Source organism: Massilia terrae (genome assembly GCF_024753145.1).
In the GTDB taxonomy this organism is placed as follows: Bacteria; Pseudomonadota; Gammaproteobacteria; order Burkholderiales; family Burkholderiaceae_D; genus Telluria; species Telluria terrae.
Genome location: NZ_JANUGU010000001.1, coordinates 1,483,664 through 1,497,776, shown reverse-complemented (window position 1 = coordinate 1,497,776; position 14,113 = coordinate 1,483,664). Strand labels below are relative to the sequence as shown.

Genomic DNA, 14,113 nt, shown 5'->3' with positions numbered 1-14,113 from the left:
CCCGCGTGCGTTGCCACCGGGGCTAAGCACTACCCATCCACGATAGTCTAGCAAAGCGCCGCTAATTTCTTGTAGGACAGCGCCGCGTGCGCCGGTAGGAGCAGCATGACCACGTCAACCGGCGTCCGGCCGCGCCGTGCGGCCGCTGAGCAACATCGGGCTGGCCGGCCCCACGATGCCTGCCACGGCGGCAATCAGTTCGCTCGGCTCCACCGGTTTCGAGATGTGGGCCGAGAAGCCCGCTTCGAGGGCGCGCAGCCGGTCTTCCGAGCGGGCGAAGGCGGTCAGGGCGATGGCCGGCACGTTGCCGCCGTGATCGCGCCCGAGCGCGCGCACCCAGCCCAGCAGCTCGAAGCCGTCGACCTCGGGCATGCCCAGGTCGCTGATCAGGAGATCCGGGCGCGCCGCCTGGAAGGCCGCGAAGCCCTCGCGCGCGCCGGCGGCCGTGCGCACGGTGGCGTGGCAGTCGGTCAGGATGCGCGCCATCAGTTCGCGCGCGTCGCGGTCGTCGTCGACCACCAGCACGTCCACCCCGGTGAGGTCGAGGTAGGTCAGCTCGCCGGTGGCGGGCGTGGGCAGCGGCACCAGGCCGCGCCCGGCCCGCCCCGCCGCCGGCGGCTGCTTGGCCAGCGGCAACTCAATGGTGAAGCTGGCGCCCTGGCCTTCGCCGGCGCTCTCGGCGCGCACCGTGCCGCCGTGCTGCTCGACCAGGTGCTTGACGATCGACAGGCCCAGGCCGAGGCCGCCGTGGCGCCGGGTGGTCGAGGCGTCGGCCTGGCGGAAGCGCTCGAACACGTGGGTGATGAATTCGGGCTTGATGCCGATGCCGGTATCGCTGACGGTGATGGCCACCTGGCCGTCGCGGCGCGCCAGTTTCACGGTCACCCGGCCGTCGCGCGGGGTGAACTTGATCGCGTTCGACACCAGGTTCCACACCACCTGCTGCAGGCGGCCCGGATCGGCCGCGACCAGGCCCGGATCGGCCTCGTACTCTTTGTCGATGGTGACGTTCTTGGCGTCGGCGCCCGGGCGCACGGTCTCGATGGCGGCGTCGATGAAGCTGGCCGGGGCCAGCACCTGCATGTCGAGCAACACCTTGCCGGAGGTGATGCGGCTCATGTCGAGCAGGTCCTCGATCAGCTGGGCCTGGGCGCGCGCATTGCGTTCGATGGTCTGCAGGCCGCGCGCCAGGTCGCCACCGTCGCGCCCGCCGCGGCGCAGCACCTGGGCCCAGCCGAGGATGGCCGACAGCGGGGTGCGCAGCTCGTGCGACAGGGTCGCCAGGAACTCGTCCTTCATCTGGCTGGTGCGCTCGGCCTCGGCGCGCGCCTCGCGCTCGCGTTCGAGCAGCACCTTGCGCTCTTCGGCGGCCTGCTGCGCGCCTTCGTAGAGGCGCGAGTTATCGATCGCAATGGCGGCCTGGGCGGCGATGCCGGCCACGATGCGCTCGGTGCGTTCGGAGAACATGTCTGGCTCGGGATGCCCGAAAAACATGGTGCCCAGGGCTTCGCCGGAGCGCGCCACCACCGGCACCGCCAGGTAACTGCGCACCGCCGGGTGCCCCGCGGCCAGGTCGAACCAGTGCACGCCGTCGCGCCGCTCGTGGGTAATGTCGGCGGCGCGCACCGGGCCGGCGCCGAACAGGCTGGGGCCGAACAGGGCCAGCGCCTGCGGCTCGCCGAAGCTCTGGAAGCGGGCCGGCGTGGCGCCGGCCATGGTGTACAGGGTGAACAGGCGGCTGTCGCCGGCCGGGCCGTGGTAGAAGAAGGCGCCGAAGCGCGCGCCCGCGATGCCGGCGGCGGCGTCGGTGGCGGTGGCCAAAAGGGTGCGCAGGTCGCGGGTGGCGGCCAAGGAGGCGCCGGTGCTGTTGAGCAGCTCGAGCACGTGCGATTCCTCGCGCAGGGCATGTTCGGCGCGCTTGACCTCGTCGACGTCGGTGTTGGTGCCGAACCAGCGCACCACGCGCCCGTGCAGGTCGCGCACCGCGCTGATGCGGGTCAGGAACCAGCGGTAGCGGCCATCGGCGCCGCGGATCGGGTATTCCATCTCGAACGGCGCGCCGGTGCGCAGGCAATGCTGCCAGTGCTCCTGCACGGCGGGCAGCACTTCGGGGTCGAGTACCTGCTCCCAGCCCCAGCCGGCGGCCGCACCGGGTGTGACGCCGGTGTATTCGTACCAGCGCTCGTTGAGCCAGACCATGGCGCCGTCGGCATCGGCCATGAAGGCCAGCTGCGGGATCGAGTTGGCCAGCGCGCGCAGCACTTCCTCGCTCTGGCGCAGCGATTCCTCGGCGTGCTTGCGGGCGGTGATGTCCTGCACCACGCCGGTCATGCCGATCACGCCCTGCGGCAATCCCGGGTCGGCATAGCTGGCGCGGCCGACCAGCGCGATCCAGGCCGGGCCATCTTCGGCCAGCAGGCGACATTCGACGTCGACGTCGGCGTGGGTGGCGAAGGCGTGCAGGAAGGCGCGCCGCACCTGCTCACGCGAGGGCTCGTCGAGGCGTTCGCGCAGCGCGGCCCAGTCGAGCGGCACGTCGGCCGGCAGGCCGAACATGGCGGCGGCGCGCGCACCCAGCGTGACACGGTCGGTGGCGGCGTCCCAGCGCCAGTCGCCCAGGCCGCCGGCCGACAGGGCCAGCTGCAGGCGGGCGTTCCCGTCCACGAGGGCCTGCTGGTCGGTCTTGTGCTGGTTGATGTCTTGCACGTAGATGGTCAGCCCTTCCGGCGCGGGAAAGGCGCGGATGCCGATCCAGCCGCCGCGGCGCGAATAATACATTTCGCCGCTGACGGTGTGGTCTTCCTGCAGGGCGGCGCGGCAGGCAATGCCGAACGGGGAATGCTCCAGCTCCGGGAACTCGTCCCACAGGCGGCGGCCGAGCAGGTGGTCGCGGGTCATTTCGGGCGGGTCGAGCATCTGCAGCGCGCGGCCGTTCAGGTAGGTGATGCGCCAGTCGTGGTCGACCGCGCAGATGCCGTCGGTCAGGCTTTCGAGGATCGATTCGATGCGGGCGTTGGCGCTGCGCAGGGCCAGCTGGGCCGCTTCCAGCTCAGCCTCGGCGCGCTTGCGGGCGCCGAACATGCTGCCGCCTGAGGTGCCGTCCGACGCCGCGGCCGCCGGGATTTTTTTCTGTTCGTTCATGCGTGTGTCTCCCTGCGGGCGCGCCGGAAGGCGAACGGGCGTGTCGCGGCAAGCGGCAGGGGACATCGGCCGCCGGAGGTGGAGATGGCATACATGCGCGTCAAAGTCAGGGGCGCGCGGCCACCGCCGCATGGCCGCGGCAGCCGAACATGCCCGATTCTAGCCCAGCCCAGCATTCCGGCCGCACACGCTTGCCGCGTCAGCTTCGCGCCGCGGGGGCGGCGGCAACGCGGTCGAGGGCCGCCTGTAGCTGGTCGAGCTCGTAAGGCTTTTGCAGCGACAGATAAGGGAAGTCGAGGTGGCGCAGCAAGCTGTCGCCGTAGCCGGAGGCAAAGATCACCTTGATTCCGGGCTGGCCGGCGATGGCCTCGCGCGCCAGCTCCACCCCGGACATGCCGGGCAGGCTGACGTCCGAGAACAGCACGTCGTAGCGCTCGGCGCCGAGGCGGGCCAGGGCGTCGCTGGGATGGCCGACGCCGTCGGCATGGTGGCCGAAGGCGCGCAGCATCTCGCACACCAGGTATTGGGAATCGAGGTTGTCTTCCACCACCAGGATGCGCAGGGAGCCGGAGCCGGCCGCTTCCGCCGCCGGGGCGCTGGTGGGCTGGGCCAGGGTGCAGAACACGCCGCCCACGCCGCCATTGCCGTCCTTGACCGGCACCAGGTAGAGGTCGCGCCGTTCCTCCACGCGCCCGCCGGCCCGCACGAAGGCGAGCGCGACGTCATGGACGCATGAGGGCTTGCCCTGGCGCGCCGTGGCCAGCGCGTCGCGCGCGGCCGCCAGCGGCGGCGGCATCACCGGCGGCACCGTGCCACCGGGAACCTTGCCATAGCCGGGCCCGGCCAGTTCGGCATAGGCGGCATTGAACAGGACCACGGGCGCTTCGCCCCAGGCCAGCAGGGCGGGCAGGGGGCTGCCCAGCAACAGGTCGGCGGCGATGCGCAGCGGCAGCGGCCAGGCGTCCGGCGCCCCCAGCTGGGACGCCAACCAGTCGTAGTCGCTGACGGAGAGAGGGGAAGGGCCGGTTGCGTACATCGAGTCGTGTAGATGCCAAAAGGTGGCTAATCCTACACCAAGCCCGCGACGGGATGCGCGCGCACGACAGGCAAAAAAATAGCCCGCGGCTGAGGCTGCGGGCTTCAATCTATTTCCTTGGAGGAGAATAGAGGAGACAGGAAGCATGATGCTGCATTGCCGCAATTAGCTCCAATTTCCATTTCGAATACGCACCATCATCGAAATGAATATGTACGCTACAGTTCCAATCGTGCGGCGGTTGGTGCATGGGAGAAAATGTTTTACGATTGAAAAATATGAATGCATTTCTCCAAACGGGTGGCGGACGGTTCGCCGAACGCGCACGCTGCCGGCGCGCGTTCGTCTGTGCTCGCCCGCGAGGAGGGATGACGGGTCAGGTAGGCTGGCGCCGGCTGGTTCCGGCCGCCTGGCTGGCCTGCCTGGCGCTGGTGTGCGGCATCCTGGCAACAGTGCCGCGGGCGGCGCAGGCGCAGGACGGCTCGGCGCTGGAACGGCGGGTGAAGGCCGCTTTCCTGTACAAATTCCTGGCCTACACCGAATTCCCGGCCGGCGCCTTCGCCGAGCCGGCCGCCCCGGTCATCATGGTGGTCGCCAATTCGGAAGAGATGGCGGCCGACCTGGCGGCGATCACCGCCGGGCGCTCCGTCAACAGCCATCCGATCGTGGTGCGCGCCCTGCGCGAGGGGGATGGCGTGCTGGCCCACCTGCTGTTCGTGGGCGGCTCCGACTGCGGGCGGGCCGCGCGGGTGATCCGCGCCACCCGCGCACTGCTGGTCGTGACCGAATGCGACGGCGGGCTGCAGCAGGGGGCGGTGATCAACTTCCGCCTGGTTGGCGAGCACGTGCGCTTCGACGTCTCGCTGGATGCCGCCGAGCACAACAACGTACGGCTCAGTTCGCGCCTGCTGACGGTGGCCAACCACGTGCAGAAAGGAGCTCCATGACCAGGTGGCTCGATACTGGAACCGTGCGCGGCAAGCTGATGTCGATGTCGGTCGTGACCACCCTGGTCGCACTGGTGATCGCCTCGGTGGCCATGATGGCGTTCGACCTGGGGACCTTCCGCAATTACTGGATCCGCGACCTGAGCGCGCAGGCCGACATCATGGCGCGCGTGACGGCGCCGGCGCTCACCTTCAACGATGCCAGCGCGGCGCGCCAGAACCTGGCGGTGCTACGGGTGCGCCCGCAGATCCTGGCGGGCGCCGTGTACACCAGTTCCGGCACCCTGTTCGCCACCTATGCGGCCAACCCGGACGACCTGCAGGTGCCGGCGCGGCCGCCGCAGCAGGGCTATTCGATCAAGCGCGGCGAGCTGGTGGTGACGCAGCGCATCGTCGAGAACGGCGAACTGATCGGCACGGTCTACCTGCGCTCGCGCTACGGCCTGATTGACCGCATGCTCAACTACGGGGGGATCCTGGTCGCCGTGATGCTGGTGGCGCTGCTGATCGCCTCGCTGACGGCGCGCCGCATGCAGAGCTGGATCACGCGCCCGCTCAATTCGATGACCGAGGTGGCGCGCCAGGTGATGCAGCGGCGCGACTTTTCGTTGCGGGTGCCGGGCGAGAGCGGCGAGATCGGCGTGCTGGTGGACGCCTTCAATGACATGCTGGCCGAGGTCGGGCGCCGCTCGGATGCCTTGCAGCAGGCCAACCGCACGCTGGAGCACGAGATGCAGGTGCGCGAGCGCGCCGAGGACGCCTTGCGCAGCGCCGACAGGCGCAAGGACGAATTCCTGGCCACGCTGGCGCATGAGCTGAGGAATCCGCTGGCGCCGATCCGCACCGGGCTCGACATCCTGCGCCTGCGCAGCGGCGACGCCGCGTCCACCCAGCGTGCCACCGACATCATGGAGCGCCAGTTGCGCCAGATGGTGCGGCTGGTGGACGACCTGCTGGACGTGTCGCGCATCAATACCGGCAAGCTGGCGATCAAGATGGGCCGGGTCGAGCTGAAGGCGGTGGTCAATGACGCGCTGGAGGTGGTGCGCCCCTTCATCGAGCTGCACGGCCACGAGCTGATCATCGAGCTGCCGGACCGGCCGGTGTTCCTGCATGGCGACGCCACCCGGCTGGCGCAGATCCTGTCGAACCTGCTCAACAACGCCGCCAAGTACACCGACCGCGGCGGCCGCGTGACGCTGGCCGCCCACGTGGAGGAGAACGCGCTGGTGGTGGAGGTGTCCGATACCGGCATCGGGCTGGCGCCGGACATGCTGGACCAGGTGTTTGAGATGTTCGTGCAAGTCGATTCTCGGCTCGAGCGCAGCAACGCGGGGCTGGGCGTCGGCCTGTCGCTGGCGCGCCGCCTGGTGGAGCTGCACGGCGGCTCGATCGCCGCCCACAGCGAGGGCCTGGGCCGCGGCAGCCGCTTCACGGTGCGCCTGCCGATCGTGGTCGAGCCGGAGCCGCTGACCAAGCCGACGCCGGCGTCCTTCATCAGCGCCGAGACCTACCGCATCCTGTTGGCCGACGACAATGTCGACTTCGTCAACAGCATCGGCGCGCTGCTCTCGGCCATGGGGCACAGCGTGGTCATCACGCACAACGGACCGGATGCGCTGACCGCCGCCAGCCGCTTCTGCCCGGACTATGCCTTCCTCGACATCGGCCTGCCGCAGATGTCCGGCTACGACCTCGCGCGCGGGATCCGCGGGCTGCCCTGCGGGACGCTGACGATCCTGATCGCGGTGACCGGCTGGGGACAGGAGAAGGACCGCCAGCTGGCGTTCGAGGCCGGCTTCGACCATCACATGGTCAAGCCGGTGCGCTTCGAGCAGATCGAGGAGATCCTCGGCAACCGGGCGATCGTCGAGAAACGCCGCAAGTAGGCGTAAAAACGCGCCAGAGGGGAAACCCCGCTCCGGCGCACCAGGGCGGAAGCCGGCCGGCTTCCGCGTACATCAAGGACAGATGCCTGAGGGATGCAGCTTAGGCTTGTTTCTGTTTGCGGCGACGGGCCAGGAAGCCCAGCACGCCCAGGCCGCCCAGCATCATGCCGTAGGTTTCCGGCTCCGGCACCGGGGCCGCCATCATCATCGTGGCGCCGCCGAACGATGCCGCGGTGGTGCCCACGACATTGCCGCTCACTTTGAGGTAGTAATTGCCTGCGGCCAGATTGCTGGTCGACAGGGTCCAGACGTCGATCGGGCCGGCCGCATTGCCCGTGCCGCTGGCGATCAGCTTGTCGGCGGCGCCGCCAGTGCCAACGCCGTACAGTGCCAGGCCGGTGAAATCGAGGCCGGTGTCAGCGCTGGGGCTGATCGACGACACAATGGCGTTCATGTTCATCATGGAGCTGCCGCTCACGGAGAAGGTGAACTTGTCGGCGAAAGTGTTGCCCTTGTTATTGGCGCCGAATACATCGCCAAAGAAGCCGGCATTGTCCGTCAGGTTGAGCACTTGCGGAGTCTTGCCTATCGTATCTGCCATCGCAGTGGTGCCAAACGAGGCAGTGGCGATGACGAGTGCAGCGAGCAAAGTCTTTTTCATGTCTAAACCTCTCAAGAGAAACAGCCGCGTCCTGCAGCTTGGTTGTTCAAGAATCGGGGGAAGTCCAGATTAGCAAAAGCGTGATCAAAATCGTATAAGTGCACGGATCGGTGTGCTTCTATGGGGAAAAGTGCTGTCGGAAAAATGTTTTCCCGACAGCTAGACGCTGCAAGCGGGCTCCAGAGGGAAAACGATCAAATTGTGCTTGAGAGAAGGCAACGATTCCCGCGCGCGCAAGCTAATCGTCAGGATAGTCCTACGCAGAGAAGAGAGGCTGTCCGGCGCAACGCGCCCGTTTTTAAGGCCGGTTTAAGACGGATGGTGTGTGTATTGGCGACAAAAAGCGGCAACTCAGCGGTACTGTCGCTAACTCATCAGTAGAAAAAAGGGGCAGAAATGAAAAATGGCCCAGAGTTTCCTCTGGACCACTTTGAAAAGATGGTGCGGCTGGCAGGAATCGAACCCACGACCCCTTGGTTCGTAGCCAAGTACTCTATCCAGCTGAGCTACAGCCGCCCGAAGCACGCATTATAGCAGGCCTGCCCGAAATGGCAAAGTGCCACCGCGACCCGCGCGTGAGACCTCATGCAAAAGAAAAAAGGGACCAGGTTTTTCAACCTGGTCCCTCATGTCTTCTGGTGCGGCTGGCAGGAATCGAACCCACGACCCCTTGGTTCGTAGCCAAGTACTCTATCCAGCTGAGCTACAGCCGCCCGAGGCACGCATTATAACAGCAGTGCGCAAAATGGCAAAGTTGCGAATTGGGTGGTGCGAATTGGGCGGAGATTGACCATGGCAGCGTGCCTGAAGAGCTGCTGTCATTCCCGCGCACGCGGGAATCCCATTTCTTGATCGAAGCGCAGGTTGTGTCAGGGCGCATTCAAAATGGGGTTCCCGCCTGCGCGGGAACGACGTTCGGGGCTGAACGCAAACAAAAAAGGGACCAGGTTTCTCAACCTGGTCCCTCATGTCTTCTGGTGCGGCTGGCAGGAATCGAACCCACGACCCCTTGGTTCGTAGCCAAGTACTCTATCCAGCTGAGCTACAGCCGCCCGAGGCACGCATTATAGCAGCGTGATTTCGTTTCCGGAAGTCTTAATTTCTTTCATGTTCGCAAGGGCTCTGGTAGATTAAAGCGTCGCGAATCTGACGGGAATGATATGGTGGCGTCGACCACTCGAGAGGGGGCCGCCCGGGCGCGGCGCGTGCTGCGCTGGCTGTGCGCTTGGCTGCTGCTGATGTACTGCGCCGGCGCGCTGGCCGCCGGGCCGCGCACGCTGCGCTTCGTGCGCATTGGCGTGGAGCAGGGCATGTCGCAGGAATCGGTCCTGACCATGCTGCAAGACCACAACGGCTTCATGTGGTTCGGCACCCAGGCCGGCCTGAACCGCTACGACGGCTACCGCATGACGGTGTTCCGCACCGACCCCGACAATCCCGGCAGCCTGCCCGACAATTTCGTTACCGCATCCTACGAGGACGATGCCGGCCGGCTGTGGTTCGGTACCAAGGGCGGCCTCGCGCGCTTTGACGAGGCGACCCAGAAATTTGTGCGCTATTTGCCGGCCGGTAGCGGCTACGGCTCGGCCGCGATCCGCGGCATCACGGCGATCACGCCGGACGGCAAGGGCGGATTGTGGCTGGGCAGCGCGACCGGACTGCGCCACTTCGATCCCGCCACCGGCCAGTTCGCCCTGATGCGGCACGACCCGCTGGAGACCGCCAGCCTGGTGGACGACCACGTCAACGCGCTGGCGCTGGCACCGGATGGCGCGCTGTGGGTCGGCACCAGCAATGGCATCGACCGCCTCGCGGCCGGATCGCACAGCTTCCAGCACTACCGCGTGCTGCCCGCGGAGGACGGGCGCCGCAACAGCATCCAGGCGCTGTCGATGGGACCGCGCAACACGCTGTGGATCGGCACCAGCGCCGGGCTCGAAGCCTGGCGCCTGGACGAAGCTGTCCCGCAGCGCCAACATATCGCCGCGTCCGACGGCATGGGCGACGTGCCGGTGCGCTCGCTGTATCACGACGCCGGATCCAACCTGTGGGTCGGCACCGACCAGGACGGCCTGCGCTGGCGCGATCCCGCGACCGGCACCTTCCTCGCCTTCCGCAGCCAGGCCTACGACCGCCACAGCCTGTCGGGCAACCAGGTCGGATCGATCTGGGTCGACCGCAGCGGCACGCTGTGGGTCGGCACCCAGTTCGACGGCGTATGCCGGGTCGACCTCGCCAGCGGCGGCTTTTCGCGCTTCACCCACACCGTCGGGCAGCAGGGCGGCATCGGCAGCAACAAGGTGCGCGCGATCCTCGGCGCCGGCGACGGCTGGCTGTGGATCGGCGCCACCGGCGGCGGCCTGACCCGCTTCGAGCCGGAGACAGGCCGCGCGCAGCACTACCGGCACACAAGCGATCCCGCCAGCCTGCCCGACGACACCGTCACCGCACTGGCCAGCGCCGGCGGCCGGCTGTGGATCGGCACCCAGGCCGGATTGTGCTGGTTCGACGCGGCGCACGGACGTTTCGTGCGGCAGCCGCTGGCGCCCGATGTCAGCGCGGGCTTCATCAACGGCTTGCGCACCGGGCGCGATGGCACCCTGTGGATCGCCACCCGCCTTGGCCTGTACGCGCGCAGTCCCGACGGCACCGTGCGCAGCTGGCGCCACGACCCCGATGATCCGGCCAGCCTTGGCGAGGACCTCGGCTTCGCGGTGCTGGAAGACCGGCATGGCGCCATCTGGATCGGCACCGACAGCGGACTGGAACGCTACGACCGCGCGACCAATACCTTCACCCACTACCGCCACGATCCGCGCGATCCGGACTCGCTGCGCCATAGCCGCGTCTACTACCTGCTCGAATCGACCCGCGGCGAGCTATGGGTGGGCACCGCCGGCGGCCTGCACCGGATGGAGGAGCGTCCCGGCAAGCCGCCGCGCTTCAAGCTGGTGCCGCTCAGCGCCAGTCCGGCCTCGAATCCGATCGGCGCCATCCTGGAGGATGCGACCGGCGCGCTGTGGGTCAGCAGCACGGTCGGCATCTCGCGCTACGACCCGGTCACCGGCAAGTTCAAGTCCTATACGGCGGAGGATGGCCTGATCGACGGCTCCTATTTTGTCGGCTCGGCGTGGGCCTCGCCGCAGGGCGAGCTGTTTTTCGGCGGCGTCAACGGCATGACCGCCTTCGTGCCGTCGGAAGTGCGCGAGAACCCGTACGCGCCGCCGGTGGTGATCACCGACTTCCGCGTCTTCAACCAGCCGCTCACGCTCGGCGTGCCGACCTACCAGGCGCGCGACGTCAAGCTGTCATATCGCGATTCGGCGTTCTCACTGGAGTTCGCGGCCCTGCATTTCGCCGATCCGCTGCAGAACCGCTACGCCTACAAATTGGAAGGCTTCGACCAGGACTGGGTCGACACCGACGCCGGCAAGCGCTTCGCGAGCTACACCAACCTCGATCCGGGCCACTACGTGTTCCGTGTCCGCGCCAGCAACAAGGACGGCGTGTGGAGCTCGAACCCGGCCGCGCTGTCGATCACGATCCTGCCGCCGTGGTGGAAGACCTGGTGGTTCAGGCTGGGCGCGGCCGCCCTGGTGCTGGCGAGCGCCTGGCTCGGCTACCGCGCGCGGGTGCGCGCGCTGGTGCAGCAGACCGACCGGCTCGAGCGCCAGGTCGGCGCCCGCACCGCCGAACTGCTGCTGCAGAAGGACGCGGCGGAGCGGCGCAAGCAGGAGGTCGAGCGCCAGAAGGAAGTGGTGGAACAGGCCCAGCGCAATATCGCGCGCCTGTCCGAAATCGGCCGTATGCTGACCGCGAACCTGGACAGCGAAGCGATCATGACCACGCTGTACGAACACGTGCGCGCGCTGATGCCAGCCGACGTGTTCGGCGTCGGCATCCAGTATCCCGAACGCGGCGTGCTGGCCTATCCGTTCACGATGGCGCATGGCCGCCGCTGCCCACCGTTGGAGCGCAGCCTGGCCGAGCCGCAGCTGGCCGCATGGTGCGTGCGGCACGGGCGCGAGATCCTGCTCGGCGACGCCGAGAGCGAGTGCATCCACTACTTGCCGCCGCACCGGCCGGGCGGGCTGGCGCCGATGGTGCTGCCCGGCGCCGGCATGGCGGAGGATGCGCCGCATTCCGTGATCATGGTGCCGATCGTGGTCGGCTCACGGGTGCTGGGACTGGTGACCGTGCAGAGCTTCGAGCGCCAGGCCTACGAGCGCGTGCACCAGGACATGCTGCGCACGCTGTCGGCCTATGTCGGCGTGGCGCTCGATAACGCCGACGCCTATCGCCAGCTCAGCGACACGCAGGCGCAGCTGGCCTCGCGCGAGAAGCTCGCATCGCTTGGCTCGCTGGTGGCCGGCGTTGCGCACGAATTGAATACCCCGATCGGCAACAGCCTGCTGATGGCCAGCACGCTGCACGACAAGACCGAGGCGTTGGCGGCGCGCTTCGATGCGGCCGAATTGCGCCGCTCGGACCTGGAAGGCTGGATCAGCGCATCGCAGGAAGCATCGGAGCTCATCATGCGCAGCCTGCATGGCGCGGCGGACCTGGTCAACAGCTTCCGCCAGGTCGCGGTCGACCAGGCCAGCGCGCAGCGGCGCCGCTTCGACCTGGCGCAAGCCTGCCAGGAGATCTTCGCGACCATGATGAAACAGGTCAGCCTGGCGGGACACTGCCTGGTGCTGGAGGTGCCGGACGGGATCGCGATGGACAGCTTCCCCGGGCCGCTGGGACAGGTGCTGATCAACTTCGTCAACAACTCGCTGCTGCATGCTTTCGACGAGCCGGGCGGGCGCATGCTGCTGTCGGCCAGTACGCCGGAGCCGGGGCGTGTGCGCATCGAGTTTTCGGACAACGGGCGCGGGATCGCGCCGGAACATGTGCGGCGCGTGTTCGAGCCCTTCTTCACGACAAAGATGGGGAGCGGCGGAACCGGGCTCGGGCTGAATATCGTTTATAACATTGTGACGACGCTGCTGGGCGGGACCATCGGTGTCGACAGCAGGCCGGGCGAGGGCGTCACTTTTGTGCTCGATCTGCCGCTTGAGGTGAGGGTTGTGGCGGCGAGCGCAACCGAACGCACGTGATTTAACGAGAACGTCGTTCGCGCGAAGGCGGTTCCTACCGGGGGCAGGTCGTCCAATGAATCAGAATTGCCACCCCGCTAAAGCTTTTTCCTACCGGGGTCAGGTCGTCCAATGAATCAAAATTACCACCCCGCTACAGGTCTTGCCACCGCAAGAGTTCCTGCTCTGCAATCTTGGTTCATTGGACGACCTGACCCCATCTGGAAGAGTTACTGCTCTGCAATCTCGATTTATTGGACGACCTGACCCCATGTGGAGGGATCCCCACGTTCGCAGGGATGACGTTCCTTGTATAAGTAGGCCAACTAGAACATCAGGTTCTTCGGCTTCCCATCCACCCAGGCCTCGATGTTATCGACCAGCATATCGGCCAGGGTCTGCATCGCCCCGGCGCTGGCCCAGGCCACGTGCGGGGTGAGGAGGAAGTTCGGCAGGCGCAGCTGCAGCAGCGGGTTGTCCGGCACCGGCGGCTCCTTGCTCAGCACATCGAAACCGGCGCCGCCGATCACGCCGCGCCGGAGCGCATCGGCCAGGGCCTGCTCGTCGACCAGGCCGCCACGCGCGGTGTTAATCAGCAGCGCGCTCTTCTTCATGGAGGCCAGCTCGCGCGCGCCGATCAGGTTGCGGGTCTGCTCGTTCAGCGGCAGGTGCAGGCTCACCACATCCGAGGTGGCGAGCAATTCGTCCAGCGGCATCAGCTCGATATCGGGATCCTGCGGCGGGGTGCGGGTCGCCACCGCCACCCGCATGCCGAACGCGCGCGCCAGGTGGGCTACCTTGTGCCCCAGCGCGCCGTAGCCGACGATGCCGAGACGGCTGCCGGCCAGGTCGGCGATCGGATGGTCCAGCAGGCAGAAGCGGGTCGACTGTTCCCAACGCCCCGCCTCGACGTCGAAGCGGTAGGCGAACAGGTTGCGGCGCAAGGACAGCACCAGCGCGAACACATGCTCGGGCACCGCCACCACCGAATAATTGCGGATGTTGGCCACCGCGATGCCGCGCGCGCGGCAGGCGTCCAGGTCGACATTGTCGGTCCCGGTGGCGGCGATGGCGATCATCTTCAGGTCCGGCAGGCGTTCGAGGTCGTCGGCGCGCAGCGGCACCTTGTTGCTGATCGCGATGGTGGCGCCGGCCAGGCGCTCGGCCACCTGCGCCCGCTCGGTGCCGGTGTACTCGGTCCAGTGGTGCTCGAATCGGGGAGGGCGCACATTGGCCTGGAGGCTGTCGCGGTCAAGGAAGACGATACGGTGCATGGTCGGGCCTTTCATGAGTTTCCCCATTGTAGGGCATGCACCGTAAACGAAGAAAGACAGGGCGAACCCTGTCTTTCGGATGGT

General features: G+C 67.4%; 7 protein-coding genes and 3 tRNA genes. 3 read left to right on the top strand and 7 right to left on the bottom strand.

The window, feature by feature from the left end; all coding sequences use genetic code 11:
* Positions 1 to 114: 114 nt before the first annotated feature.
* On the bottom strand, positions 115 to 3,141 hold the full coding sequence (locus NX778_RS06515; RefSeq protein ID WP_258810858.1) for an ATP-binding protein: 3,027 nt from the start codon (positions 3,139 to 3,141) through the stop codon (positions 115 to 117).
* Between the two features lie 199 nt (positions 3,142 to 3,340).
* Positions 3,341 to 4,177, bottom strand: coding sequence for a response regulator (locus NX778_RS06510; RefSeq protein ID WP_258810857.1), 837 nt, complete (start codon positions 4,175 to 4,177; stop codon positions 3,341 to 3,343).
* 368 nt (positions 4,178 to 4,545) lie between these two features.
* On the opposite strand from NX778_RS06510, the gene NX778_RS06505 reads away from it, so the two are divergent.
* Complete coding sequence (locus tag NX778_RS06505) at positions 4,546 to 5,124, top strand: TOL_0243 family YfiR-like periplasmic protein (protein WP_258810856.1); 579 nt, start codon at positions 4,546 to 4,548, stop codon at positions 5,122 to 5,124.
* On the top strand, positions 5,121 to 7,013 hold the full coding sequence (locus NX778_RS06500) for a sensor histidine kinase, YfiR-like protein-associated (RefSeq protein ID WP_258810855.1): 1,893 nt from the start codon (positions 5,121 to 5,123) through the stop codon (positions 7,011 to 7,013). Before NX778_RS06505 ends, NX778_RS06500 begins: the two co-directional genes overlap by 4 nt.
* Positions 7,014 to 7,113: 100 nt before the next feature.
* Here NX778_RS06500 and NX778_RS06495 read toward each other — a convergent pair whose 3' ends face one another.
* The 4 genes from NX778_RS06495 to NX778_RS06480 all read right to left on the bottom strand — a co-directional run bounded on the left by NX778_RS06495 (position 7,114) and on the right by NX778_RS06480 (position 8,726).
* Positions 7,114 to 7,674 (bottom strand): FxDxF family PEP-CTERM protein, encoded by a 561-nt coding sequence (locus NX778_RS06495; protein WP_258810854.1) that lies wholly within the window; start codon positions 7,672 to 7,674, stop codon positions 7,114 to 7,116.
* 439 nt (positions 7,675 to 8,113) lie between these two features.
* Positions 8,114 to 8,190, bottom strand: a tRNA-Arg gene (locus NX778_RS06490).
* A 120-nt stretch (positions 8,191 to 8,310) separates the two neighbouring features.
* Positions 8,311 to 8,387, bottom strand: a tRNA-Arg gene (locus tag NX778_RS06485).
* Positions 8,388 to 8,649: 262 nt separating this feature from the next.
* Positions 8,650 to 8,726: transfer RNA gene (locus NX778_RS06480), tRNA-Arg, on the bottom strand.
* Between the two features lie 108 nt (positions 8,727 to 8,834).
* Here NX778_RS06480 and NX778_RS06475 point away from each other — a divergent pair.
* Positions 8,835 to 12,776, top strand: coding sequence for a sensor histidine kinase (locus NX778_RS06475; protein WP_258810853.1), 3,942 nt, complete (start codon positions 8,835 to 8,837; stop codon positions 12,774 to 12,776).
* 305 nt (positions 12,777 to 13,081) lie between these two features.
* Here NX778_RS06475 and NX778_RS06470 read toward each other — a convergent pair whose 3' ends face one another.
* Complete coding sequence (locus tag NX778_RS06470; RefSeq protein WP_258810852.1) at positions 13,082 to 14,044, bottom strand: D-2-hydroxyacid dehydrogenase; 963 nt, start codon at positions 14,042 to 14,044, stop codon at positions 13,082 to 13,084.
* Positions 14,045 to 14,113 lie beyond the last annotated feature (69 nt).

What these genes read in the sequence shown, in the direction of transcription:
- NX778_RS06515 (WP_258810858.1), bottom strand. Translation starts at nt 3,141, where the DNA reads ATGAACGAACAGAAAAAAATCCCGGCGGCCGCGGCGTCGGACGGCACC.
- NX778_RS06510 (WP_258810857.1), bottom strand. Translation starts at nt 4,177, where the DNA reads ATGTACGCAACCGGCCCTTCCCCTCTCTCCGTCAGCGACTACGACTGG.
- NX778_RS06495 (WP_258810854.1), bottom strand. Translation starts at nt 7,674, where the DNA reads ATGAAAAAGACTTTGCTCGCTGCACTCGTCATCGCCACTGCCTCGTTT.
- NX778_RS06505 (WP_258810856.1), top strand. Translation starts at nt 4,546, where the DNA reads ATGACGGGTCAGGTAGGCTGGCGCCGGCTGGTTCCGGCCGCCTGGCTG.
- NX778_RS06470 (WP_258810852.1), bottom strand. Translation starts at nt 14,044, where the DNA reads ATGAAAGGCCCGACCATGCACCGTATCGTCTTCCTTGACCGCGACAGC.
- NX778_RS06475 (WP_258810853.1), top strand. Translation starts at nt 8,835, where the DNA reads ATGGTGGCGTCGACCACTCGAGAGGGGGCCGCCCGGGCGCGGCGCGTG.
- NX778_RS06500 (WP_258810855.1), top strand. Translation starts at nt 5,121, where the DNA reads ATGACCAGGTGGCTCGATACTGGAACCGTGCGCGGCAAGCTGATGTCG.